The sequence below is a fragment of the Micromonospora sp. RTBAU3-60 genome (assembly GCF_054963695.1).
Map to the genome: position 1 here is coordinate 24035 of NZ_JBUEGB010000042.1, position 22005 is coordinate 46039.

The window sequence follows — 22005 nt, forward strand, 5'->3', positions numbered from 1 at the left end:
GCTCAGCGTGTGGTCGGTGGGGATGCGGCCGTGGGCAGCGCCGGCACCGGACCCGGGGTGAGGTCGAGCTGGGCCCAGACGCCGCGCCCGGTCCGCAGCTCCAACCGGCGCGGCAGCCCGCTCCGGTCGATCCACCAGCGCAGCGCCGTGGCGCCGGAGCGTACCTCGATGACGTCCACCGCGTGGTCGGCCAGCCGGTCGTCGCGCACCCGGATCGTCGTCTCGGCCGGCCCGGGGTCGCCGGCCCGCAGCGCCGCGTCCAGCAGCCGGTCCAGGTCGTCGCCCGGCGGCCGGTCGGTCGGCCAGGTCACCCCGGTCGGTGGCGGCAGTGGTGGCGCGGCCAGGGCCCCGGCCGACCTGCCGTCGCCGGGGACCTCCACCCGGGCCGCCCGCCCGGACCGCCACCGCAGCAGGGTCCGGCGCCCCGGGGCGCCGGCCTCGACCACCGCCAGGTACGCGGCGGACTGCGCCCAGCTCAGCCAGCCGGCGGCGCGCAGGTTGGCGGTCGGGCCGAGCGGTGCGGTCAGGGTCACCGTGGCGCCTCCGCTCGCCCGCAGCCGGGTGGGTAGTCGGGCCAGCCGGTCGGCCTCACCGTCGGCGAGCGCGCGGGGCAGGCCCGGGCGGCCGCCGAGCGCGTCCACCGGGCGGAGCGTGGGGCGGTCGCTGCGCACCAGCTCGACGGTGACCGGGGTGCCGTCCGGGAGCGGCCCCTCCAGCCGGTGCAACCGCGCGTCCCGGTCCAGCCAGAGGCGGGGCCGCCAGCTCGATCCGGCGCTGTCCGCCGGTCCGCCGGCCGGTCCGGTGTCCCCGGTCGGGGCGGTGGGGCCGGCGGTGCTCGGTCCGGTGCTGCTCGGGATGGTGGTGCTCGGGCTCGGGGCCGCCGGCAGGGGTGCCTGGATGATGTCGACGGGGATGCTCTCGGCGGTTTCCTGACCCAGCCAGCGGGCCTCGGTGGGCGTGGGGTCGGTCCGGTTCGTGCTCAGCCCGAGGAGCAGGTCCCGGACGGCGGCCACGGCACGCGCGGCGGAGGGCTCCCGCAGCCGCCAGCGGTCGGCCGGGGGCACCAGCGGGGGCGGGGTCGGGCTGGGTGCCGCGGCGGGGTCGGGTCGGACCAGCAGCGCCGACCGGGTGGCCTGGAGGAGTCCGCGTTCGGGGCCGGCGCCCGGGCCGCCGATCGCCAGGTAGACCAGCGGCCGGGCCCAGTCGACCCAGCCGACGAACTCGGTGCGCCCGTCGCCCGTCCCGACCGAGCCCCGGACGCCGGCACGGACGTCGCGCTGGTTGGTGACCCGCATCGCGGCCAGCAGCTCGGCCTCCGGCGTGGTGAGCGGCCGGGTGGGATCGGCCGGCTCCGGCGACCAGCTCAGCAGCCCGGCGACCAGCGCCGCCGCCGAGGCCGCCGCGGTGACCCCGAGCGCGACCAGCAGGGCCCGGCGCCGGGTCGGCTGCTCCGGCGGGTCGCCGGTGCCGCCCGGGTCGGGGTCGGCCGGCGTTCCGGCCCGGGTGGCCGGCGGTGGAGTCGTGGCGGCTGCCGGGTCGGCCCGCCGACGGCCCAGCAGGGCCAGGAGTCGGCCACCGGGGGCCGAGCGGGCGCGGCGGTGGCGGCGGCCCGGCTCGCGTGGCACGGCTGTCGGGGCCGAGCCCTCGTCCGGGCGGGGGCCGGACGGCTCGGCGCCGGTGTCGGGCGCGGGGGTGACGCGGCGTCCGGCGCGGCGTCGCGTCCGGCCGGCGCGTGGGATCGGAAGGTCCCCGGGCGATGTCCCAGGGCTGGGCCGCGTAGGCGGGTGTGGGGGTGGTGCGCCGGATCCGGGCGGGTCGGCGGTGGGTGGAGTCGATGCGCCGGGTCCGGGCCGATCGGCGGTGTGGGCGGGCGGTGTGCGGGGATCGGGCCGGCCGACCCTGCGCGGCGCCGGTGTGCCGGGATCGGGGTGGTCGGCCGGGCGTGGACGCGCCGTGCCGGGGCCGGGTTGGTTGGTCGTGGGTGGGGTCGGTGTGTCGGCGTCAGCCTGGTCGGCCGCGCATCGGGGTGGCGTGCCTGGTCCGGGCCGGTCGGTCGGGTGCGGGGCCGGCGTGTCGGCCGCGCCCCGGGCCCGGGTGCCGGAGGCCGGCTCGCCGGCACCGCCGGGGGCCCGCTCGTCCGGGCCGCCGGTGGGCGGGTGGTGGTGGGTGTCGTCGGCGGGGGACGGGCGGACGTCGGGCGACGGAGCGGGCCGGGACGGGCGGCCGGGGGAGGTCTCCACGAGTGGAGAACGCGGCTGTCGGGATCCGGTGACGAGTAGGGGCGCTCGCGGCGGCCGGTCAGCGCCTCCAGCGCGACCACGCGGGCGCGCACGCCGGTCGTCCCGGGTGCTGCGATCCCCGGTGCCGGGGGCGGCCGCGCCCTGAGGGGCGGTCGCCGGCCCGGTCGGCCGCCGCGAGCGGCCTACGGTACGAGGGTAGTCCGGTGAGATGGAGCACACAATGGGAATATCGAAGCCGATCAGGGACGGTCCGTGGTCGGCCCGAAGTGTCGGACCTCGGGCGTACCGTGGACGTCATGGCGCTCGACATTCCCCGGCTCGACGGCCGCTTCCAGGTCGTGAGCGAGTTCCAGCCGGCTGGCGACCAGCCCGCAGCCATCGACGAGCTTGAGCGTCGCGTACGGGGCGGCGACCGTAACACGGTGCTGCTCGGCGCGACCGGCACCGGCAAGAGCGCCACCACGGCGTGGCTGGTCGAGCGGCTGCAGCGGCCGACCCTGGTGCTCGCCCCCAACAAGACCCTCGCCGCCCAGCTCGCCAAGGAGTTCAGCGAGCTGCTCCCGCACAACGCGGTGGAATACTTCGTCTCCTACTACGACTACTACCAGCCCGAGGCGTACATCCCGCAGACCGACACCTACATCGAGAAGGACTCCTCGATCAACGAGGAGGTCGAGCGGCTGCGGCACTCGGCGACCATGTCGCTGCTCACTCGCCGCGACGTCATCGTGGTGGCGACCGTGTCGGCGATCTACGGCCTGGGCACCCCGGAGGAATACCTGGACCGGGCGGTGCGGGTGGCCGTCGGCCAGGAGCTCGACCGGGACCAGCTGCTGCGCCGGCTGGTCGACATCCAGTACACCCGCAACGACATGGCGTTCCAGCGCGGCACCTTCCGGGTCCGCGGCGACACACTGGAGATCATCCCCGCGTACGAGGAACTGGCCGTCCGGATCGAGCTCTTCGGTGACGAGATCGAGAAGCTGTACTACCTCAACCCGCTCACCGGGGACGTGGTCCGCGAGGTCGACCAGCTGATGATCTTCCCGGCCACGCACTACGCGGCCGGGCCGGAGCGGATGGAGCGGGCGATCCGCGACATCGAGACCGAGCTGGGCGAGCGGCTGGCCGAGCTGGAGCGGCAGGGCAAGCTGCTGGAGGCGCAGCGGCTGCGGATGCGCACCACCTACGACATCGAGATGATGCGGCAGGTCGGCTTCTGCTCCGGCATCGAGAACTACTCCATGCACATCGACGGCCGGTTGCCCGGCAGCCCGCCGCACTGCCTGCTCGACTACTTCCCCGACGACTTCCTCACCGTGGTGGACGAGTCGCACGTGACCATCCCGCAGATCGGCGGCATGTACGAGGGCGACGCCTCCCGCAAGCGGATGCTGATCGACCACGGCTTCCGGCTGCCCAGCGCGGCCGACAACCGGCCGCTGCGCTTCGACGAGTTCCTGGAGCGGGTCGGCCAGATGGTCTTCCTCTCCGCCACCCCAGGCCCGTGGGAGCTGGAGCAGGCCCAGGGCGAGTTCGTCGAGCAGGTGATCCGCCCGACCGGCCTGATCGACCCGGAGGTCGTGGTGAAGCCCACCAAGGGGCAGATCGACGACCTGATGCACGAGATCAAGCTGCGGACCGAGCGGGACGAGCGGGTCCTGGTCACCACCCTGACCAAGAAGATGGCCGAGGACCTGTCGGACTACCTGCTGGAGAACGGCATCCGGGTGCGCTACCTGCACTCGGAGGTCGACACGCTGCGCCGGGTGGAGCTGCTGCGCGAGCTGCGCAAGGGCGAGTACGACGTGCTGGTCGGCATCAACCTGCTCCGGGAGGGTCTCGACCTGCCGGAGGTCTCCCTGGTGGCCATCCTGGACGCCGACAAGGAGGGCTTCCTGCGCAGCGGCCGGTCGCTCATCCAGACCATCGGTCGGGCGGCCCGTAACGTGTCCGGCCAAGTCCACATGTACGCCGACAAGATCACCCCGTCGATGGCGGACGCGATCGAGGAGACCAACCGGCGCCGGGCCAAGCAGATCGCGCACAACGAGGCGCACGGGATCAGCCCCGAGCCGTTGCGCAAGAAGATCCACGACATCCTCGACGACATCTACCGCGAGGCGGAGGACACCGAGAACACCCGGGTCGGCGGCGCGGTCCGGCAGCTGTCCCGCGGCAAGGCCCCGGTCAAGGAGACCCGCAGCCGTGGCCGGGGCGGTGCCGCCACCCCGTCCCGGGAGGGCATGGCCCGGGCCGACCTGGCCAACCTCATCCAGGAGCTCAACGACCAGATGCTCGCCGCCGCGCGGGAGCTGCAGTTCGAGCTCGCGGCCCGGATCCGCGACGAGGTGGCCGACCTCAAGAAGGAACTCCGCGGGATGGACGCGGCCGGGGTGAAGTGAGCGGCCGGGGCCAGCGGTGGCCGGTGTGCTGACCGAGACGGTCGTCGGCCTGCCCGACCCCCGGCTGCGCCCGTACGTGGACCGCTACCTCGGCTACCGCGAGCAGGCGGCCCGGCCCCTGGTGCGCCGCGAGGTCGCCGGCGCCTTCGTCGTGCTGATCCTCGGCTGGGGCGCCCCGCTCGACGTCACCGATCCGCGGGCCGCCGAGCGGGGCGCGTACGGGGTGAACGCGTTCCTGGCGGGGCCGTTCGACGCGTACTGCACGACGCGCACGGTCGGGGAGGGCGCCGGGGTCCAGGTGCTGCTGACGCCGCCGGCCGCGCGCCGGGTGCTGGGGCTGCCGCTGGGCGAGGTGACCAACCGGGTGGTGCCCGCCGAGCGGCTCGCCGGCTGGCTGGCCCGGCTCCGCGATGAGCTGGCCGACCTCCGCGACTGGGCGGCACGGTTCGCCCGGCTCGACGCGGCCCTCGCCGCGCGGCTGGCCACGACCGGGCCGGTCGACCCGCGGCTGCTGCGGGCCTGGCGGCTGCTCGACGACAGCGGCGGCGGGGCCGCCGTGGGGGTCTTGGCCCGGGAGGTGGGCTGGAGCCGCCGGCACCTGGCGGTCCGGTTCCGGCGGGAGTTCGGGCTGCCGCCGAAGACCGTCGCCCGGCTGGTGCGCTTCCAGCGGGCCTACGCGACGCTGGGCCGCGGGCTGACCGGGCCGCCGGGGGACGGCGCGGCGCCGACCGCCGGCACCGAGCCGCCGCCGGGCGGGGCCGGCGGGCCGGGGTGGGCGGAGCTGGCGGCCCGCTTCGGCTACTTCGACCAGTCGCATCTGATCCGCGAGTTCCGGGAGTTCGCCGGGGACACACCCGGGGCGTTGGCTGGCCCGAGGTCACATTCGTCCAATCCCGGCTGACCGGCCCGCCGGCAGACTCGGCGCATGCGAAGCATCTACCCGGTCCTCCGGTACGCCGACGCCCACGCCGCGATCGACTTCCTCCGGTCCGCCTTCGACTTCACCGTGCACGAGGTGCACGAGGGGCCGGACGGGACGGTGCAGCACGCCCAGCTCGGCTACGGTGACGGACTCGTCATGCTGGGCAGCGGGTCAGCGCCGGCGTCCCGGCCGGCCGACGACGACTACCGCGTCTACGTGGCCGTGACCGACGTCGACGCGCACCACGAGCGGGCCCGGGCGGCGGGCGCGGAGATCGTCCGGCCGCCCTTCGACACCGACTACGGCTCCCGCGACTACGTGGCCCGGGACCTGGCCGGGCTGGTCTGGTCGTTCGGCACGTACCGGCCCTGATCCGGCGCCCGCTCCGCCCGGCGCCGGAGGCCCGATTGCGGTGCGCAATTGAGGTATTGCCCTGAGTGACGGCAGTGCGTACCCTCCCACGGTGGGAGGCCACATGCCGCTGTCAGCAAGTCCGGTCGTCCGGCGGGTGCGTCTCGGCGCGGAGCTGCGCCGGCTGCGCCGCCGGGAGTCGCTCACCCTGGAGCAGGTCTGCGTCCGGCTCGGCTGGGCGTCCACGTCGAAGCTGTCCCGCATCGAGCTGGGCCAGAGCCGGCCGGACCTGGCCGACGTGCTCGACCTGCTCGACGCCTACGAGGTGCCCGCCGAGCAGCGCAACGAGCTGATCGTCATCGCCCGGGACGCCGCCACCGGCCGGGGCCTGTCCAAGGCGTTGGGCGAGATGGGCGAGCGGCAGCGGGCGTATGCGGAGCTGGAGGCGGGCGCCGCCCGCATCGTGGAATACCAGCCCGCCCTCGTGCCCGGGCTGTTGCAGACCCCCGCCTACGCCCGCCTGCGGGTGAGCGCCGGGGTGCTGCTGGGCGACGAGGTGGACGTGGACGCCGACGTACGGGGCCGGACGGTGCGCCAGGAGGTGCTGCGCCGCCCGGACCCGCCGCGCTACACGGCGCTGATCGACGAGCGGGTCTGCGAGCCGGGCGGCGTCCCAGCCGACGTCTGGCGGGACCAGTTGCGGCATCTCGTCGCGCTCGCCGAGCGGCCGCACATCACCATCCGGGTGGTGCCCCGCGACGCCGACCCGGGCGGGGGTGTCCAACCGCTGACCGGCTTCTCCTACTACGCGTACCCGGATCCGGCCGACCCCCGGACGGTGCTGGTGGAGACCCTCACCACCGACCTGCGGCTGGTCGCCGAGGCGGACATCGTCCGCTACGAGCGGCTGGTCGACCGGCTGCTGGCGGCGGCGCTGCCCGCCGAGGAGACGGTGGAGTTGCTGGCCCGCCGGCTCGGCCCGGCGCACGTGCCCCGGCCCCGCGAATCCCGCGAATCCCGCGACGCCCCGGTCCCCGAGCCGCTCTGACCCCACCCGACCGCACCAGGAACCTGCCGCGCCGCCACCGGGCCCGGCGCCCCCGATGCCCGTCGGGACCGGTGGCCGGCGCGTCGCCCGCAGGCTATGCGAGGGGTACGACAGGTCAGGCCGGCACGTCCACGAAGTGCTCGACCAGCGGTGGGTTGGCGAAGTGTGGGCCGATCAGGGCCCGCCACTGCGGGAACCGCTCGCTCTGCCGGAAGTTGACGTCGTGCGCCTCGACGGAGTCCCACTCCACCAGCAGCACGAACCGGGACGGCGACTCCACGCCCCGGGTCATTCGCACCGAACGGCAGCCCTCCGCGCCACGGAGGATGGGGTACGCCTGCGCGTAGGCGGCGGCGAAGGCGTCCTCGTGTCCGGGTGTCACGTCGATCAGGGCGACCTCAAGAACCATGCCCGAAGCCTCGCACGCCGCCCCTGGGCCGGTCCGCCCCGGGGGTCCCCGGTCCACACCAGATCGCGGAGCCGGCGGAGTCCAAGGCCGATCCGCTACCGTCCCATCTCGCGCACCTAGCCTCCTAGGACGACGTGCGCGGTGTGCGGCGGGCCCGGTCCGAAAGTGATTCCCTTGGCAATCCGGGCCCCCGGAGATGCGCTGGGCCACCCTGATGGTGAACAATGGCGCCCGAGGAGGGGAGTATTCCCCCGCAACGGAGTCGTCAGCACGGAAGAGCGCCGGCCCCCGGTGGCACGACCCGGCTCCGTTGGTCAGTGATCCGGCCTCCCGGATCGGTGGCGGAAGAGACCTCCGACAGTCACCAGAGTCAGCGTCGACGCACCCCAGCCCCGCACGGGGCGTACGGTGTGCCCGACGCTGTGTGTCTGCCGGAGGTTGGATCTTGAACGTGTCCGGATTGGCGTGGGCGGGGACCCTCATCGCGTTGACCGCGGTCCTGCTCGTCGACCTGTTCATCATCGGTCGGCGCCCGCACGAGCCCAGCGTCCGTGAGTCGAGCATCTGGGTCGGCTTCTACGTCGGGTTGGCCCTGCTCTTCGGCGCCGGGCTGTGGCTCGCCGCCGGGCCCGGCGTGGCCGGCCAGTTCTACACCGGTTGGCTCACCGAGTACAGCCTCTCGGTGGACAACCTCTTCGTCTTCGTGATCATCATGGGCCGCTTCGCGGTGCCCCGGAAGTACCAGCAGAAGGTGCTGCTCGTCGGCATCCTGCTGGCGCTGGTCATGCGGGGCGGCTTCATCGCCGCCGGCGCCGCCCTGCTCGCCCAGTTCACCTGGGTCTTCTACATCTTCGGCGCGTTCCTGATCTACACGGCGATCAACCTGGCCCGGCAGGGCGAGCCGGACGAGGATGAGTTCAGCGAGAACGTGCTGATCCGGTGGAGCCGCAAGGCGCTGCCGCTGTCCCGGGACTTCGACGGCGCGAAGCTGACCACCCACGAGAATGGGCGGCGGCTGTTCACCCCGATGCTGATCGTGATGATCGCGATCGGCACCACCGACCTGATCTTCGCGCTCGACTCGATCCCGGCGATCTTCGGCATCACCCAGGAGCCGTACCTGGTCTTCACCGCGAACGTCTTCGCGTTGATGGGGCTCCGGCAGCTCTACTTCCTGCTCGGCGGGCTGCTGGACCGGCTGATCTACCTCAGCTACGGCCTGGCCGTGGTGCTCGGCTTCATCGGCGTCAAGCTGGTCCTGGAGGCCCTGGCCGACAACAACCTGCCGTTCATCAACAACGGCGAGCACGTGGCCTGGGCCCCGCACATCCCGATCTGGCTCTCGCTGGCCGTCATCCTGGGCACCCTGGGTGTCGCCACCGCGGCCAGCCTGGTCAAGTCGTCCCGCGACCGGCGCCGCGAGCTGGCCGAGGCGCGAGGCTGACGGAACCGCACGCGACGAAGGGGTGCTCCCGCGGTCGGGAGCACCCCTTCGCGGGTACGCGGGTCAGCCGACGCGGTGGGCGGCGACCAGGGTGGCCTCCCGCTCGGCGGGGAGCCGCTCCTCCAACACCCGGCGCTGGATGTAGCAGGCGTGCAGCATCCGCCGGACCTCTCCGTGCGGCTCGCTGCTGACGATGCCGATGTGGTGGATCCGGCGGCCGGGCCGGGCGAAGAAGTAGAGGTCGCCGGGGCGCTCCTCGCCGAGGGCCAGGGGCGTGGTGGCCTTGGCCTGGTCGTCGGCGTCGCGGGGCAGCGTCACCCCGTGCCGCCGCCAGGCCAGGCGCACCAGGCCGGAGCAGTCGATCCCGCGGCTGGAGACCCCGCCCCAGACGTAGACCAGGTCGTGCAGCCGCTCCGCCACGCCGAGCACCTCCTTGGCCTCCGGCCGCTCGGTCGGCAGCGGGACCACGTCGGCCTCGGGCGCCCAGAGCGGGTCCGCCCGGCCGGGTACGTGCACGGGCCGCCACCCGTCCACCGGCCGGCCGGCCGGTGCGAGGCGGGTGCCGAGGACCACACCGGGCAGGGCCAGCGGGCCGTCCGGGGCCGCGCGCAGCGCGGTGAGCGTGGCGTCCACCACCAGTGGACCGGCCGATGTGCCGGCCTCCGCCGGGGCGGCGAGCTGGGCGGCGGGCAGCCAGCCGGGGTAGCCGCGGGGGTCCAGCTTGGCGGCGGGCTGTTCGAGGGCGACGACGTGTGCCCAACCGTCCTCGCGCAGCTCGGTGACCAGCACCCGCTCGCCGAGCAGCAGCTGGCTCAGCACGCACTCGCCGACCTGCTGGTCGCGGTCCATGCCGGCGACCCAGGCGGCGACGTCCGGCGCGTCGCCCAGCGCCGCGCGGTCGACCGGGCGGACCGCCTCGGGGGCGGACCAGAGGGTGGCTACCGGGACCCGGATGACGGCCTCGCGGCCCGGCTGCAGCTCCACGTGCACTCCCACCTCGCGTTCCTCTCTGGCGACCCTATGAAAAATTCCGCCAGCCCTCAACCGCGCGGCTGAACATTGACTTCACTCACGGCCGAGATGCCGAGGCCGGGCGCGTCGGGCAGCAGGACGTTCGCGTCGTCGTACCGGATTCCGCCCTGCACCGGCGACCAGGCCAGCCACCACGCGGCGTCGAGGTCGGAGACGGCGGTGGTGCCGTACGCGGCGACCAGGCTGGCCGCGGCGCCCACGCCCACCGCGCTCTCCATCATCGAGCCGACGATGGTGCCCATCCCGTGTGCGGCGGCCAGGTCGAGCAGCGTCCGCGCGGTGTGCAGGCCGCCGCACTTGGCCAGCTTGACGTTGACCATGTCGGCCGCCCGCCGTCGGATCACCTCGACCAGGTCGCGGACGTCGAAGACCGACTCGTCGGCGAGGATCGGCAGGTCGACCCGGTCGCTGACCCAGGCCAGCCCGTCCAGGTCCCGCCGGTGGACCGGCTGCTCGACCAGTTCGACGTCGAGCCCGGCGTCCTCGATGCCCCGGATGACCCGGACCGCCTCGCGCGGCGTCCAGCCCTGGTTGGCGTCCAACCGGATGCGTACGTCCGGGCCGACCGCCGCGCGGACCGCGCGGACCCGGTCGAGGTCGCCCCGGGCGTCGGTGCCGACCTTGAGCTTGAGCACGGTGAACCCCTCGGCCCGGCGCTGCTTCGCGGCGGCGGCCAGGTCCACCGCGTCGCCGGCGGCCAGCGTGACGTCCGTCGGGACCCGCAGGCTGGTCCCGCCGAGCAGCCGCACCAGTGGTACGCCGAGCCGCCGCGCGGCCAGGTCGTGCAGGGCGACGTCGACGGCCGCCCTGGCGGACTCGTTGCCGACCACCGCCCGGCGCACCTCGGCGCAGCGGGCCTGCAGGTCGTCGGCGTTCCGTCCGGTCAGCGCGGGGCCGAGGAGGTCCCGGACGCAGGCCTCGGCGCCGGCGATGGACGCCCCGGTGACCTGCCAGACCTGCGGGGCCTCGCCGAACCCGGACCGCCCGTCGCTGTCGATCACCTCCACGACCAGCGTGTCCACCGTGGTCGTGCGGCGCAGCGCGGTGACGAACGGGGTGTGTAAGGGGGCGGAGAGCCGGTGGGTGCGTACCGCGGCGATCGTCATGTGGGGCACCCTATATGCAGGTTGCCGGGCACTGGGGAGGGCCGATGGCGGAACGGGACTGGGCACTGGTGGGCGCGCCGAACGCGCGTGACCTCGGCGGCCTGCCGACATCCGACGGGCGGCGGGTACGCCCCGGCCGGCTGATCCGCACCGCCGCGCTGGGCCGGCTCGCCGACGAGGACCTTCCGGTGCTGGGCAGGCTGGCCCCCGCCTGCGTGGTGGACCTGCGGCACGTCAGCGAGCAGGAGGTCGCCCCGCCGGACCGCCTCGCCGGCGAGCCGCGGGTGGTGCACCTGCCGGTGTACGACGCGGCCCATCCGGTGTTCACGTACGTCTCGGCGGTGCTGCTCGGCCACGACCTGAGCGCGTACGAGGAGTTGGCCCGGGAGGGCGTGCCGGCGGCGATGGCGGCGATCTACCGGTGGTTCGTCACCGGGGAGTCGGCCCGGGCCGGGTTCGGGGCGGCCGTGCGGCTGGCCGCCGACGGGGCGAACCTGCCGCTGCTGTTCCACTGCTCGGCCGGCAAGGACCGGACCGGCTGGCTGTCGGTGGTGCTGCTCACCGCGCTCGGCGTGGACGAGGCGGCGATCCGGGCCGACTACCTGCGGCACAACGAGTTGACCGAGAGCCTGCGCGAGGTGCTGCTGGTGGCGATGACCCGGGGCCGGCCGGACCTGGACGCGGCGAGCGCGCGCCCGCTGCTGGAGGTGCGGCCCGAGTACCTGGACGCGGCGTACGACGAGGTCCGGCGGGTGCACGGCTCGTTCGGGGCGTACCTGCGGGACGGGTTGGGGGTGACCGACGAGACGGTCGCCGCGCTGCGGGCGCACCTGCTGGAGTGAGCCCGCGCCCGCCGGCCCGCACGTCGGCGGGCCGGCGGGCGGTCAGTCGGCCAGGCCGTGCCGGGACTCCCAGACCTGTGCGGAGACGTGCGCGATCAGGCGGCAGGCGTCGTCCTCCTCCTCACCGCTCGGGCCGCCGTCGGCCAGGTCGGTGGTGGTGCACACGACGATCACGTACGGCGGCGCGTCGGCCGGGAAGACCACGCCGGCGCCGTGCCGGATGCCGCGTACCCAGCCGTTCTTGTGCGCGATCCGGGTGCCGGTCGGCAGGCCGGCGGCGAGGTCCTCGCGGTGTTCCTGGGCGAACAGCACGTCCAGCATGGACGCGCAGCCGGCCGGGGAGGCGAGCGGGCCGGGTTCCCGGGCGCCGCGGGCCAGCCCGCCGAGCAGGGCGGCCAGGTCGGCCGCGGTGACCAGGTTGTCGATGCCCGCCTCCCGGGCGGCGGAGTCCTCGATGCCGCGGCCGGTGACGCTGTGCCGCGCTCCGCTCAGCGTCCATGCCTCGGCCACCGCCGGCAGTCCCACCGCGCCGATGATGATGTTGGTGGCGAGGTTGCTGGATCGGACGATCATGCGTTCGGCGAGCCAGCGCAGCGACGCGGTGCCGCCGACGCGCGCCCAGACCGCGTCGTCGTTGTCGTAGTCCCGGTCGTTGGCGAACCGGGGTGCGCCCGGCAGGGCGGAGTCGAAGCCGTTGTGCACCGGCACCGGCGCGTCCAGGTCCAGCCGGCCGGCCTCGGCGGCGCGGTGCAGCGCCACCAGCACGCCGACCTTCATGGTGCTGGCCGCGTAGTGGGTGGCGTCGGGCAGGCGGGTCCAGGTGGGCCGGGCGCCCAGCCGCCCCACGTACGCGGAGACGGTGCCCGGCACCTTGTCGAGGTGCGAGTCGAGATCCTCCCAGGTCATGCGGGTGACCGTAGCCGATCACCGGCGGGGCTGCGGGCCGGCGGGCGGTGGGGTTAGCGTGCGGAGATGACGACTGCCGCGTACGACGCCATCGCCGACTGGTACGAGCAGTACGCCACCGACACCTCGGCCGACTACATGACCCGGGTCCGCCGTCAGCTCGCCGACCTGCTCGGCGATGGTCTGGGCCGCTGTCTCGACCTGTGCTGCGGCACCGGGGTGCACGCCGCCGAGTTGCGCCGGCTGGGCTGGGCGCCGGTCGGGGTCGACCTGTCCGGCGGGCAGTTGCGGTATGCGCGTGACCGGCTGCCGGTGGCCCGGGGCGATGCGGCCCGGCTCCCGGTGGCCGACGGGAGCGTGCCCGCTGTCACCTGCGTACTCGGGCACACCGACCTGCCCGACTACCCGGCGGTGATCGCGGAGGCCGCTCGGGTGCTCGCCCCCGGTGGGTGCTTCGTCCACATCGGCGTGCACCCCTGTTTCTGCGGCGCGTTCGCCGACCGTTCCGACCCGGCGCGCATCGTCATCGACGGTGGGTACGCCGAGCGGGACCGCAGCTTCCGGTCGTGGAACTCGAGCGGGGTGCGGGCCCGGGTGGGCGCCTGGCACCTGCCCCTGGCCGACCTGCTCAACGCGGTCACCGCCGCCGGCCTCACCGTGACCCGCGTCGAGGAGTCCGGCTCCGCCCCCATCCCGGACATGCTGGCCTTCCAGGCCACCAAACCCGCCTGATCCTCACCCCCGTCGGGCCGGCCTGCGTTGATCGTGAGGTGGGCGGCGATTTCGATCTGCTGGTGGAGACGGCGGAGCCCGGGCCGCCGGGGGCGGTCCGGGCTCCGGGGTGGGCCGGGGGTCAGCCGGCGTGCTTGCGGCGGGCGGCCAGGCGGCCGCGCTGGGTCTGGTCGAGGATCACCTTGCGGATACGGACCGCGCTCGGGGTCACCTCGACGCACTCGTCCTCGCGGCAGAACTCGAGGGCCTGCTCCAGCGACAGCTTGCGCGGCGGGATCAGCTTCTCGGTCTCCTCGGAGGTCGAGGAGCGCATGTTGGTGAGCTTCTTCTCCTTGGTGATGTTGACGTCCATGTCGTCGGAGCGGGAGTTCTCCCCGACGATCATGCCCTCGTACACCTCGGTGCCGGGCTCCACGAAGAGTTGGCCGCGCTCCTGCAGGTTGGTCATGGCGAACGCGGTGACCGCGCCCGAGCGGTCGGCGACCAGCGAGCCGGTGGCCCGGGTCCGCAGCTCGCCGAACCACGGCTCGTACGACTCGAAGACGTGGTGCAGGATGCCGGTGCCGCGGGTCTCGGTGAGGAACTCGGTGCGGAAGCCGATCAGGCCCCGGGCCGGGACCAGCCACTCCATCCGGATCCAGCCGGTGCCGTGGTTGACCAGCTGCTCCATCCGGCCCTTGCGGGTGGCCAGCAGCTGGGTGATCGCGCCCAGGTACTCCTCGGGGGCGTCGATGGTCAGCCGCTCGACCGGCTCGCAGGTCTTCCCGTCGATCTCCCGGGTGACCACCTGCGGCTTGCCGACGGTCAGCTCGTACTGCTCGCGGCGCATCTGCTCGACCAGGATCGCCAGCGCCAGCTCGCCGCGGCCCTGCACCTCCCAGGCGTCGGGGCGCTCGGTGGGCAGCACCCGCAGCGAGACGTTGCCGATCAGCTCCTTGTCGAGGCGGTCCTTGACCATCCGGGCGGTGACCTTGGCGCCCTTGACCCGGCCGACCAGCGGCGAGGTGTTGGTGCCGATGGTCATCGAGATGGCCGGCTCGTCGACGGTGATCAGCGGCAGCGGGGCCGGGTTCTCCGCGTCGGCGAGGGTCTCGCCGATCATGATGTCCGGGATGCCGGCGACGGCGATGATGTCGCCCGGGCCGGCGGTCTCGGCCGGCTTGCGCTCCAGGCCCTCGGTCATCAGCAGCTCGGAGATGCGCACCCGCTGGGTGCTGCCGTCGGTGCGGCACCAGGCCACGGTCTGGCCCTTGCTGATGGTGCCCTGCCGGACCCGGCACAGCGCCAGCCGGCCGAGGAACGGCGAGGCGTCGAGGTTGGTGACGTGCGCCTGCAGCGGCGCGTCCTCCTCGTACGCGGGCGCCGGGATGGTGTCCAGCAGGGTGCGGAACAGCGGCTCCAGGTTGTGGCTGTCGTCGGGCACCGCGCCGTCGGCGGGCTGGGTCAGCGAGGCGATGCCGTCGCGGGCGCAGGCGTAGACGATCGGGAAGTCGATCTGCTCCTCGTCGGCGTCCAGGTCGAGGAAGAGCTCGTAGGTGTCGTCCACGACCTCCTTGATCCGGGCGTCGGGGCGGTCCACCTTGTTGATCACCAGGATGATCGGCAGCCGGGCCTTGAGGGCCTTGCGGAGCACGAACCGGGTCTGCGGCAGCGGGCCCTCGCTGGCGTCGACCAGCAGCACCACCCCGTCGACCATGGTCAGGCCGCGTTCGACCTCGCCACCGAAGTCGGCGTGGCCCGGGGTGTCGATGATGTTGATGGTGACCGGGTCGGAACCGTCCGCCGGCAGGTAGTGCACGCCGGTGTTCTTGGCCAGGATGGTGATGCCCTTTTCCCGTTCGAGGTCCATCGAGTCCATGACCCGTTCGGTGACCTCACCGCGGGCGCCGTAGGCGCCGGCCTGCCGCAACATGGCGTCGACCAGGGTCGTCTTGCCGTGGTCGACGTGGGCGATGATGGCGACGTTGCGGAGGTCGGTGCGAAGCTGCATACCCTCCATACTCCTGTCTGCGGTTGCCGGGGCGCGTGTCGGGGTCACCCCGAGATCGCCCGGATCTCTGCCGAAACTGCTGTTCCGACCGTTCCAGCGACTGGCATGCTGGCCCTCGTGCGGGGGACCGGATGCCTGACCTGCTGACGTGGCTGCAGGGCCTGCCGGCCGTGCTGATCTACCTGGTCGCCGCGATGATCGTCGCGGGCGAGACCGCGGTGATCTTCGGGCTGCTGGTGCCGGGTGAGGCGACCCTGCTGCTGGTCGGCTTCTTAGCCTACGCGGGGACGCTGCGGATTATTCCGGCGCTGCTGGCCATGACGGCCGCCGCCGTGATCGGTGACACACTCGCCTTCCGGGCCGGCCGCCGGTACGGGCCGCGGCTGCGCGCCTCCGGCCTCGGCGCCCGGATCGGCGCCGACCGGTGGCAGCGGGCCGACTCGCTGCTCGACCGGCTCGGCGGTCGCGGCGTGCTGGCCGCCCGCTGGGTGGCCTTCGCCCGTACCCTGGCGCCCCGGCTGGCCGGCGCGGCGGGCCTGCCGTACCGGCGGTTCGCGCCGTGGAACCTGGCCGGGGTGGTGAGCTGGGTCGGGGCCTCCGTGCTGGCCGGGTACGCGGCCGGCGAGTCGTACGCCCGGGTGTCCCAACTCCTCGGCCGGGCCACCGGCGCGGTGCTGGTCCTGCTGCTCTGCCTGGCCGGGGTGGTGCTGGCCGGCCGCTGGCTCGGCCGTAATCCGGACCCGGCCCGGGCGCTGGCCGCCCGGGCGGCCGCCCTGCCCCCGCTGCGCTGGTTGCGCGCCCGGTACGGGGTGCTGTTCTTCCTGGTCACCATGCGGGTCGGGCCGGCCTGGACGCTGCTGCTCAACCTCGCCGCCGGCCTGCTGCTGCTCTTCACCGCCGGGCTGGCCGTCGCCGTGGTGCTGGAGGCGGTGGTCCGGCACAGCGGGCTCGGGGTGGTCGACGGCCTCATCGCCGACTGGTTCGCCGCCCGGCGTACCACCGGGGTGGCCCATGCGGCGGTGGCCGTGGTCTCGGTGCTGCGCGGGTCGTCCCTGATCGCCGCGGTGGCGGTCGTCGCGGCCGTGCTGGCCTGGCGCGGCCGCCCCTGGCGGGCGGACCTGCTCAGCGTGGTCGGCACGGTGGGGGCGTTCGTGCCGCTGGTCGTGCTGGCCGTGGTCGCCGACCTGACCGGCCCGGGCGGCCCCGGCGACACGCCGGCGCTGCTGCCCACCCAGACCGCGGTGGTGACGGCGAGCTTCGGCACGCTGGCCTGGCTGCTGTCCCGCCCGGCGCGCTGGCCGGTCGCGGTGGCGGTGTGGACGGGCGCCGTGGCCGGGGTGCTCGCCGTCGGCGGCGCCCGGCTCTATCTGGGCTGGAGCACGGCCAGCGGTACCGCCACGTCCGTCCTGCTCGGGGCCGCCTGGACCACGGTGTTCATGGTCGCCTGGGCTACCCGGGACCGGGCCGTCGGCGTGGCCGACCCGCCGCCCACAGCGGAGCCCGGCGCGGCGGACGAGACGCCCCGCCCGGGGCAGCTGCCCCTGCCGCGCCCGACCGGGACGGCGCCGCACGCCCCCCGGGGACCCGCCGATCCTTGCTAGGGTGCCGCGGACGACCCCGGGGGAGGGACTGATGCGCCGAGAACTGGGCCGATGGGCCACGGCGGTGGCCGCCGGGCTGTTGCTGGCGGGCGGGGTGAGCGGGTGTGGCGGCGAGGAGCGCCCGGCCCGGGAGGTGGCGGTCGAGCTGCCCAGCGAGGCGCCTGTCGAGGCCCCCGCCGACGAGCCGAGCGAGGCCCCGCCGGCGGTCGAGGCGATGGGCGCGGCGCCGAGCGCCACGCCCAGCCCGAGCGCCACGCCGACGAGGAAACCGACGGCGAAGCCCACCCGGACCAGTTCCGGCCCGTTGGCCAAGCCGAAGCCGCCGACGGAGACGAAGGTCCCGCCGCCGCCGCCGAAGCCCGCGCCGAGTGGTTGCCAGCCCAGCTACCGGGGCACCCAGGCCACCCGCAGCCAGGTGAAGAGCGCCCTGTCCGACGCGGCGGCGAAGACCTACTGGCCGACCTCCGCGCCGGACATCAGGATCCCGCTCAACCTGCTGAAGGCCACCGCCTGGCAGGAGAGCGGCTGGCAGTCCAACATCGTGGCCTGCGACGGCGGCATCGGGCTGATGCAGGTCATGCCAGCCACCGCGGACTGGATGAACCAGCGCTTCGGCGAGTCGTACGACATCAACGCCTACCGAGACAACGCGTACCTGGGCGCCAACTACCTCGCCTGGCTCACCAAGTACATCGGCGACATGTACTTCGAGTCGGACTACCGGCTGGACGCCTCGCTGTGCACCAGCGAGCTGAACTCCTGCCTGCTCAACGCCATCATCGCGGCCTACAACTACGGGCCGTACGCGGTGGCCCAGGAGGGCGAGCCGCTCACCATCCCCAACCCGCAGTACGTGCGCAACGTGCGGGCGTTGATGACCGAGTGCGTCTGCCTGAGCTACTGAACTGACCGGCGCGGCCGGCGGGGACCGGTTCTATGCTGCAACCCGGACCAGTCGGACAGGGGGCATCGGCGAGCCGTGGCAGCGCAGCGCAGGTACCGGCGGTGGGACCACCGGCGCGCGGGCGTCGGCGCCGACCCGGCCGCCGCGGGACCCCCCGCGGAGTGAGCGTGGACCGGCTGCTCGCCCGGCTCGCCACCGCCGCGCTGCGGCTGCCCGCCGCCCGGACCCGGCGGGTCGCGGTGACCCGGGACCTCCCGCTCCGGGTGCGCGACGGGGTCACGCTGCGCACCGACCACTACGCCCCCGACCTGCCGGGCGCGCCCACCGTGCTCATCCGCACCCCGTACGGGCGGGGCGGGCCGATCCGGCTGCTAGGCCGGCTCGTCGCCGAGCGCGGCTTCCACGTGGTGATCCAGTCCTGCCGGGGCACTTACGGCTCCGGCGGGGAGTTCGCCCCGCTGGTGCACGAGCGCGACGACGGCCTGGACACCCTGGACTGGCTGCGCCGGCAGCGCTGGTGGTCCGGGTCGTTCGGCACGTTCGGCGCCAGCTACCAGGGTTTCGTGCAGTGGGCGCTCGCCGCCGAGGCGGCCGACGAACTGCGCGCGATGGTCGCGGTGGTGACCGCCTCGGCCACCCGGGACTCGACGTACGCGGGGGAGTCCTTCGCCCTGGACACCGTGCTCACGTGGGCGGAGCTGCTGCAGGCGCAGACGGTGCCGTGGCTGGCCCGGCAGTGGGAGCTGAAGCGGGGGCAGCCCCGGTTGACCCGGGCGCTGGCCCACCTGCCGCTGGCCGAGGCGGACCGGATCGCCACCGGGGTGACCGTGCCGTTCTTCCAGGAGTGGCTGCGCCACCACACCCCCGACGCCGACTACTGGCGGCTGCGGGTCTTCGGCGACCGGATCGCCGAGGTGCGCGCGCCGGTGTCGATGATCAGCGGCTGGCACGACATCTTCCTCCCCGCCCAGCTCGACGACTACGCCCGGCTGCGGTCGGCCGGGGCCCGGCCCCGGCTGACCGTCGGCCCGTGGACCCATGGCAGCCCCGGGCTGCTGGTGGCCGCCCTCCGGGAGGGACTGGACTGGCTCGACGAGCACCTGGCCGGGCGCCCGACCGGCCGGCGGGCCCCGGTCCGGGTGCACGTCGGGGGTGTGGGCGGCGGTTGGCGGGACCTGCCCGACTGGCCGCCGCCGGCCGTGCCGACCCGCTGGCACCTGCACGCCGGTCGGGCCCTCGACCCCGCCCCGCCGTCGTCGTCCCCGCCCGACCGGATCTGGTACGACCCGGCCGACCCCACCCCGTCGCTCGGTGGTCCGCTCCTGGTCGCCCAGCGGGCCGGCGCCGTGGACAACCGGCCGGTGGAGGCGCGGCCCGACGTGCTGACGTACACCAGCGGGCCGCTGGACGGCCCGGTCGAGGTGGTCGGCCCGGTCCGCGCCGAGATCCACGTCCGCAGTGAACTCTCCTACCTGGACGTCTTCGTACGCCTCTGCGACGTGGACCGGCGCGGCCGGTCCTGGAACGTCTGCGACGGCCTGGTCCGGGTGGCGCCGGGGCGTTTTCCCACGGATCCCTCCGGTGCGGTCCGGGTGCCGGTCACCCTCTGGCCGACCGCGCACCGCTTCGCGCCCGGGCACCGGCTCCGCGTCCAGGTGTCCGGCGGTGCGCACCCGCGCTACGCGCGTAACCCCGGCACCGGGGAACCGCTGGGCACCGCGGTCACCCTCCGTGCTGGATGGCGGGAGGTCCTGCACGACCCCGCGCACCCGTCCGCCCTGCTGCTCCCGCACGCCGCGGCGCCCCCGGCGGCCCGGCCATAGTTCCAGATAGTGCCTCTGAGCTGGGCAATTGTCTCCCGGCGTGGATATTCTCGGGTCAGTTGCCCGGCGCCGTGCACCATCCCGGCCGGACGCGTCCCCGGACCGTCCGCCTCACGCCCAGTGATTGTCGTGCCCGGCCGGCTGACGATCCACAAGGGGGGAATCCCATGACGCGGGCCCCGAACAACCTGTTGGCCGTCCGCAACCTGCTGCTCGCCCACCTCAACGTCGACAAGAACACCGTACGGCCGGCGGATCTCGAACCCGGCGAGGTCGGCATCGTCGGCGACGCCAACCACCGGGGCGGATACCACTGCGGCTCCGACCGGGTGGTGACGAACGACTACTCCGTGGTGGAGTCCACCCGGGACTCCTCCGGGCTGACCCTCGACGCGTCCGCCCTGGACGTCGGGATGTTCACCGTCCGCTCCGGCGGCGGCACCCACAACCTGCGTACCTTCTCCACCTGGTGCGTCGCGCAGTGCGTCGACGGCGCGGCCGACACCCGGGACATCAGAGAGATCATCTACTCGCCGGACGGCAAGGTGGTGAAGCGGTGGGACCGGCTACGGAAGCGCACCACCGGCGACTCCAGCCACCTGACCCACACCCACTTCAGCTTCTTCCGCGACTCCACCAGGGCGGGCCGGGACCAGACCCCGCTGTTCCGCCGCTACCTGACCGGCATCGGACTCCTGGAGGACGACATGGCCCAGTTCACCGACGCGCACGCCGCTGTGCTCAACCAACTCGCCGCGGTGCTGCCCACACTGGTCAGCCAGTCCGGGTACACCGACGGACGGATGGAAGCCATCGCCAACGGCCGCACCAAGGTGCGCAGCGACCTCAAGGGCGGCGGCCAGCCCGTGTGGCTGGTGGACCAGGTGAACGGCGTCCGCGCCGACCTGGCCACGCTCGCCGGCCGGCAGCCGGTCGACGTGCAGGCGCTGGCCGCCGCACTCGCGCCGCTGCTGCTGGCGCAGCTCACTCCGGAGGCGATCGCCGCGGCGCTGTCGCCGGAGATCGCCCCGCAGGTCGCCGAGGAACTGTCCCGGCGGCTGGCCGCCTGACCCGGGACGGCGGCGCGGGATGTGCTTCGGCGGCGGTCGGGGAAGCCCGACCGCCGCCGCCGGCACGGAACTACATCGGGCGGACGTTGTCCGCCTGCGGGCCCTTCTGGCCCTGGGTCACGTCGAACTCGACCTTCTGGCCCTCCTGCAGCTCGCGGTAGCCGCTGCTCTGGATGGCCGAGTAGTGGACGAACACGTCCGGACCCCCACCGTCCTGCTCGATGAAGCCGAAGCCCTTTTCCGAGTTGAACCACTTGACCGTGCCGGTTGCCATGCGTCTCTCCCTGTTCAAAGCGGGTGAGCACCGGCCGCGGCCGATGATCGCCCTGTACCTTCCCGACAGTAACCGGCCGAACCGGGATCTGCTGGCGGAAGTGGCGGCGTGCCTCGTGAATACGCGCCGAGCGGGAAAATCCCTCCGGATGGCGGCCCCGCCCGGCATGCTTGCCCGAGTGAGGGCACAGACCGCGTTGGCCGACCTGGAGCGGGAGATCGCCGTGCCCGGCGGCGGGCCGGACCGGCTCCGGCTGGTCGCTACGCCGTTCGTGCCCGAGGTACGGCTGCACATCGCCGAGGACGCGATCCTGTGGTGGGCCCGGATGGAGGCGGCCGCCCGACGGCCGCTGCCGCCGCCGTACTGGGCCTCGGTCTGGGCCGGTGGTCAGGCGCTGGCCCGCCACCTGCTCGACCACCCCGAGCTGGCCGCCGGCCGCCGGGTGTTCGACCTGGCCGCCGGCTCCGGGCTGGTGGCCATCGCCGCCGCGCTGGCCGGCGCCGAGCGGGTGGTCGCCAACGACGTCGACCCGTACGCGGTCGCCGCCGTCACGGTCAACGCCCGGGCCAACCGGGTGGCCGTGGCCGCCACCGCCGGCGACCTGCTGGACGGCACCGTCCGCGCCGACCTGCTGCTGGCCGGGGACGTGCTCTACGACGCCGCGCTGGCCGACCGGATGCTGCCGTTCCTGCAGCGGGCCGCCGACCGGGGCGTCGAGGTGCTGGTCGGCGACCCCGACCGGGGACACCTGCCACCGGACCGGCTGGAGGTGGTGGCGAGCTACCCGGTGCCGACCACCGAGCCCTCCGTCGACTCCCCGGTACGCCGGGTGCAGGTGCTGCGTCCCCGGTGACCGGTCCGGCCGCTCGGGGGCGACCCCGAGGCGGAATCAGGGGACGGTGGGGG

At 74.3% G+C, this 22005-nt stretch carries 19 protein-coding genes; 12 read left to right on the forward strand and 7 right to left on the reverse strand.

From position 1 onward, the window contains the following. Positions 1–2: 2 nt before the first annotated feature. Entirely contained in the window at positions 3–1625 is a 1623-nt protein-coding gene (locus ACY34I_RS28570) for a hypothetical protein (protein ID WP_462758136.1), read from the reverse strand. Between the two features lie 911 nt (positions 1626–2536). Here ACY34I_RS28570 and uvrB point away from each other — a divergent pair. The 4 genes from uvrB to ACY34I_RS28590 all read left to right on the forward strand — a co-directional run bounded on the left by uvrB (position 2537) and on the right by ACY34I_RS28590 (position 6966). Next, on the forward strand, positions 2537–4645 hold the full coding sequence (gene uvrB / locus ACY34I_RS28575; RefSeq protein WP_148800498.1) for an excinuclease ABC subunit UvrB: 2109 nt from the start codon (positions 2537–2539) through the stop codon (positions 4643–4645). Positions 4646–4670: 25 nt separating this feature from the next. After that, positions 4671–5546, forward strand: a complete 876-nt coding sequence (locus ACY34I_RS28580) for a DUF6597 domain-containing transcriptional factor (RefSeq protein WP_462758137.1) — start codon at positions 4671–4673, stop codon at positions 5544–5546. 24 nt (positions 5547–5570) lie between these two features. Next, positions 5571–5939 carry a VOC family protein gene (locus ACY34I_RS28585; protein WP_462758138.1) on the forward strand — a complete coding sequence of 123 codons (369 nt, stop codon included), beginning with the start codon at positions 5571–5573 and terminating at the stop codon, positions 5937–5939. 103 nt (positions 5940–6042) lie between these two features. Continuing rightward, complete coding sequence (locus ACY34I_RS28590) at positions 6043–6966, forward strand: DUF5753 domain-containing protein (protein WP_462758139.1); 924 nt, start codon at positions 6043–6045, stop codon at positions 6964–6966. Between the two features lie 115 nt (positions 6967–7081). Here the strand turns inward: ACY34I_RS28590 and ACY34I_RS28595 are convergent, their stop codons facing one another. Continuing rightward, positions 7082–7375: an antibiotic biosynthesis monooxygenase family protein gene (locus ACY34I_RS28595; RefSeq protein WP_148800503.1), complete on the reverse strand. Its 294-nt coding sequence runs from the start codon at positions 7373–7375 to the stop codon at positions 7082–7084. 445 nt (positions 7376–7820) lie between these two features. Here ACY34I_RS28595 and ACY34I_RS28600 point away from each other — a divergent pair, with 445 nt between their 5' ends. Further along, a complete protein-coding gene (locus ACY34I_RS28600; RefSeq protein ID WP_148800505.1) occupies positions 7821–8819 on the forward strand; it encodes a TerC family protein in 999 nt (332 codons plus the stop codon). A gap of 63 nt (positions 8820–8882) precedes the next feature. On the opposite strand, the gene ACY34I_RS28605 is transcribed toward ACY34I_RS28600, so the two are convergent. Both ACY34I_RS28605 and ACY34I_RS28610 read right to left on the reverse strand, forming a co-directional pair. Beyond that, positions 8883–9815, reverse strand: a complete 933-nt coding sequence (locus tag ACY34I_RS28605) for a C40 family peptidase (RefSeq protein ID WP_462758140.1) — start codon at positions 9813–9815, stop codon at positions 8883–8885. A gap of 44 nt (positions 9816–9859) precedes the next feature. Continuing rightward, positions 9860–10957: a mandelate racemase/muconate lactonizing enzyme family protein gene (locus ACY34I_RS28610; RefSeq protein WP_462758141.1), complete on the reverse strand. Its 1098-nt coding sequence runs from the start codon at positions 10955–10957 to the stop codon at positions 9860–9862. A gap of 44 nt (positions 10958–11001) precedes the next feature. On the opposite strand from ACY34I_RS28610, the gene ACY34I_RS28615 reads away from it, so the two are divergent. Beyond that, positions 11002–11799, forward strand: coding sequence for a tyrosine-protein phosphatase (locus tag ACY34I_RS28615; protein WP_462758143.1), 798 nt, complete (start codon positions 11002–11004; stop codon positions 11797–11799). A gap of 42 nt (positions 11800–11841) precedes the next feature. On the opposite strand, the gene ACY34I_RS28620 is transcribed toward ACY34I_RS28615, so the two are convergent. Continuing rightward, positions 11842–12705 carry a serine hydrolase gene (locus ACY34I_RS28620; protein ID WP_462758144.1) on the reverse strand — a complete coding sequence of 288 codons (864 nt, stop codon included), beginning with the start codon at positions 12703–12705 and terminating at the stop codon, positions 11842–11844. Positions 12706–12771: 66 nt separating this feature from the next. Here ACY34I_RS28620 and ACY34I_RS28625 point away from each other — a divergent pair, with 66 nt between their 5' ends. Further along, entirely contained in the window at positions 12772–13437 is a 666-nt protein-coding gene (locus tag ACY34I_RS28625) for a class I SAM-dependent methyltransferase (protein ID WP_462758145.1), read from the forward strand. Between the two features lie 121 nt (positions 13438–13558). On the opposite strand, the gene typA is transcribed toward ACY34I_RS28625, so the two are convergent. Beyond that, entirely contained in the window at positions 13559–15427 is a 1869-nt protein-coding gene (typA, locus tag ACY34I_RS28630) for a translational GTPase TypA (RefSeq protein ID WP_462758146.1), read from the reverse strand. A gap of 131 nt (positions 15428–15558) precedes the next feature. Here typA and ACY34I_RS28635 point away from each other — a divergent pair, with 131 nt between their 5' ends. The 4 genes from ACY34I_RS28635 (at position 15559) to ACY34I_RS28650 (ending at position 20825) form a co-directional block, all read left to right on the forward strand. After that, on the forward strand, positions 15559–17028 hold the full coding sequence (locus ACY34I_RS28635; protein ID WP_462758147.1) for a DedA family protein: 1470 nt from the start codon (positions 15559–15561) through the stop codon (positions 17026–17028). Positions 17029–17059: 31 nt separating this feature from the next. Next, complete coding sequence (locus tag ACY34I_RS28640) at positions 17060–17932, forward strand: transglycosylase SLT domain-containing protein (RefSeq protein WP_462758148.1); 873 nt, start codon at positions 17060–17062, stop codon at positions 17930–17932. Positions 17933–18093: 161 nt separating this feature from the next. Next, a complete protein-coding gene (locus ACY34I_RS28645) occupies positions 18094–19755 on the forward strand; it encodes a CocE/NonD family hydrolase (RefSeq protein ID WP_462758149.1) in 1662 nt (553 codons plus the stop codon). Between the two features lie 167 nt (positions 19756–19922). Further along, a complete protein-coding gene (locus tag ACY34I_RS28650) occupies positions 19923–20825 on the forward strand; it encodes a hypothetical protein (protein WP_462758150.1) in 903 nt (300 codons plus the stop codon). 70 nt (positions 20826–20895) lie between these two features. Here the strand turns inward: ACY34I_RS28650 and ACY34I_RS28655 are convergent, their stop codons facing one another. Then, positions 20896–21099, reverse strand: a complete 204-nt coding sequence (locus tag ACY34I_RS28655) for a cold-shock protein (protein ID WP_462758151.1) — start codon at positions 21097–21099, stop codon at positions 20896–20898. A gap of 166 nt (positions 21100–21265) precedes the next feature. On the opposite strand from ACY34I_RS28655, the gene ACY34I_RS28660 reads away from it, so the two are divergent. Continuing rightward, positions 21266–21952: a class I SAM-dependent methyltransferase gene (locus ACY34I_RS28660; RefSeq protein WP_462758162.1), complete on the forward strand. Its 687-nt coding sequence runs from the start codon at positions 21266–21268 to the stop codon at positions 21950–21952. Positions 21953–22005 lie beyond the last annotated feature (53 nt).

Coding starts and splice junctions, on each gene's coding strand:
- uvrB (WP_148800498.1), top strand. CDS start 2,537: ATGGCGCTCGACATTCCCCGGCTCGACGGCCGCTTCCAGGTCGTGAGC.
- ACY34I_RS28585 (WP_462758138.1), top strand. CDS start 5,571: ATGCGAAGCATCTACCCGGTCCTCCGGTACGCCGACGCCCACGCCGCG.
- ACY34I_RS28590 (WP_462758139.1), top strand. CDS start 6,043: ATGCCGCTGTCAGCAAGTCCGGTCGTCCGGCGGGTGCGTCTCGGCGCG.
- ACY34I_RS28595 (WP_148800503.1), bottom strand. CDS start 7,375: ATGGTTCTTGAGGTCGCCCTGATCGACGTGACACCCGGACACGAGGAC.
- ACY34I_RS28610 (WP_462758141.1), bottom strand. CDS start 10,957: ATGACGATCGCCGCGGTACGCACCCACCGGCTCTCCGCCCCCTTACAC.
- ACY34I_RS28615 (WP_462758143.1), top strand. CDS start 11,002: ATGGCGGAACGGGACTGGGCACTGGTGGGCGCGCCGAACGCGCGTGAC.
- ACY34I_RS28620 (WP_462758144.1), bottom strand. CDS start 12,705: ATGACCTGGGAGGATCTCGACTCGCACCTCGACAAGGTGCCGGGCACC.
- ACY34I_RS28625 (WP_462758145.1), top strand. CDS start 12,772: ATGACGACTGCCGCGTACGACGCCATCGCCGACTGGTACGAGCAGTAC.
- typA (WP_462758146.1), bottom strand. CDS start 15,427: ATGCAGCTTCGCACCGACCTCCGCAACGTCGCCATCATCGCCCACGTC.
- ACY34I_RS28635 (WP_462758147.1), top strand. CDS start 15,559: ATGCCTGACCTGCTGACGTGGCTGCAGGGCCTGCCGGCCGTGCTGATC.
- ACY34I_RS28640 (WP_462758148.1), top strand. CDS start 17,060: ATGCGCCGAGAACTGGGCCGATGGGCCACGGCGGTGGCCGCCGGGCTG.
- ACY34I_RS28650 (WP_462758150.1), top strand. CDS start 19,923: ATGACGCGGGCCCCGAACAACCTGTTGGCCGTCCGCAACCTGCTGCTC.
- ACY34I_RS28655 (WP_462758151.1), bottom strand. CDS start 21,099: ATGGCAACCGGCACGGTCAAGTGGTTCAACTCGGAAAAGGGCTTCGGC.
- ACY34I_RS28660 (WP_462758162.1), top strand. CDS start 21,266: ATGCTTGCCCGAGTGAGGGCACAGACCGCGTTGGCCGACCTGGAGCGG.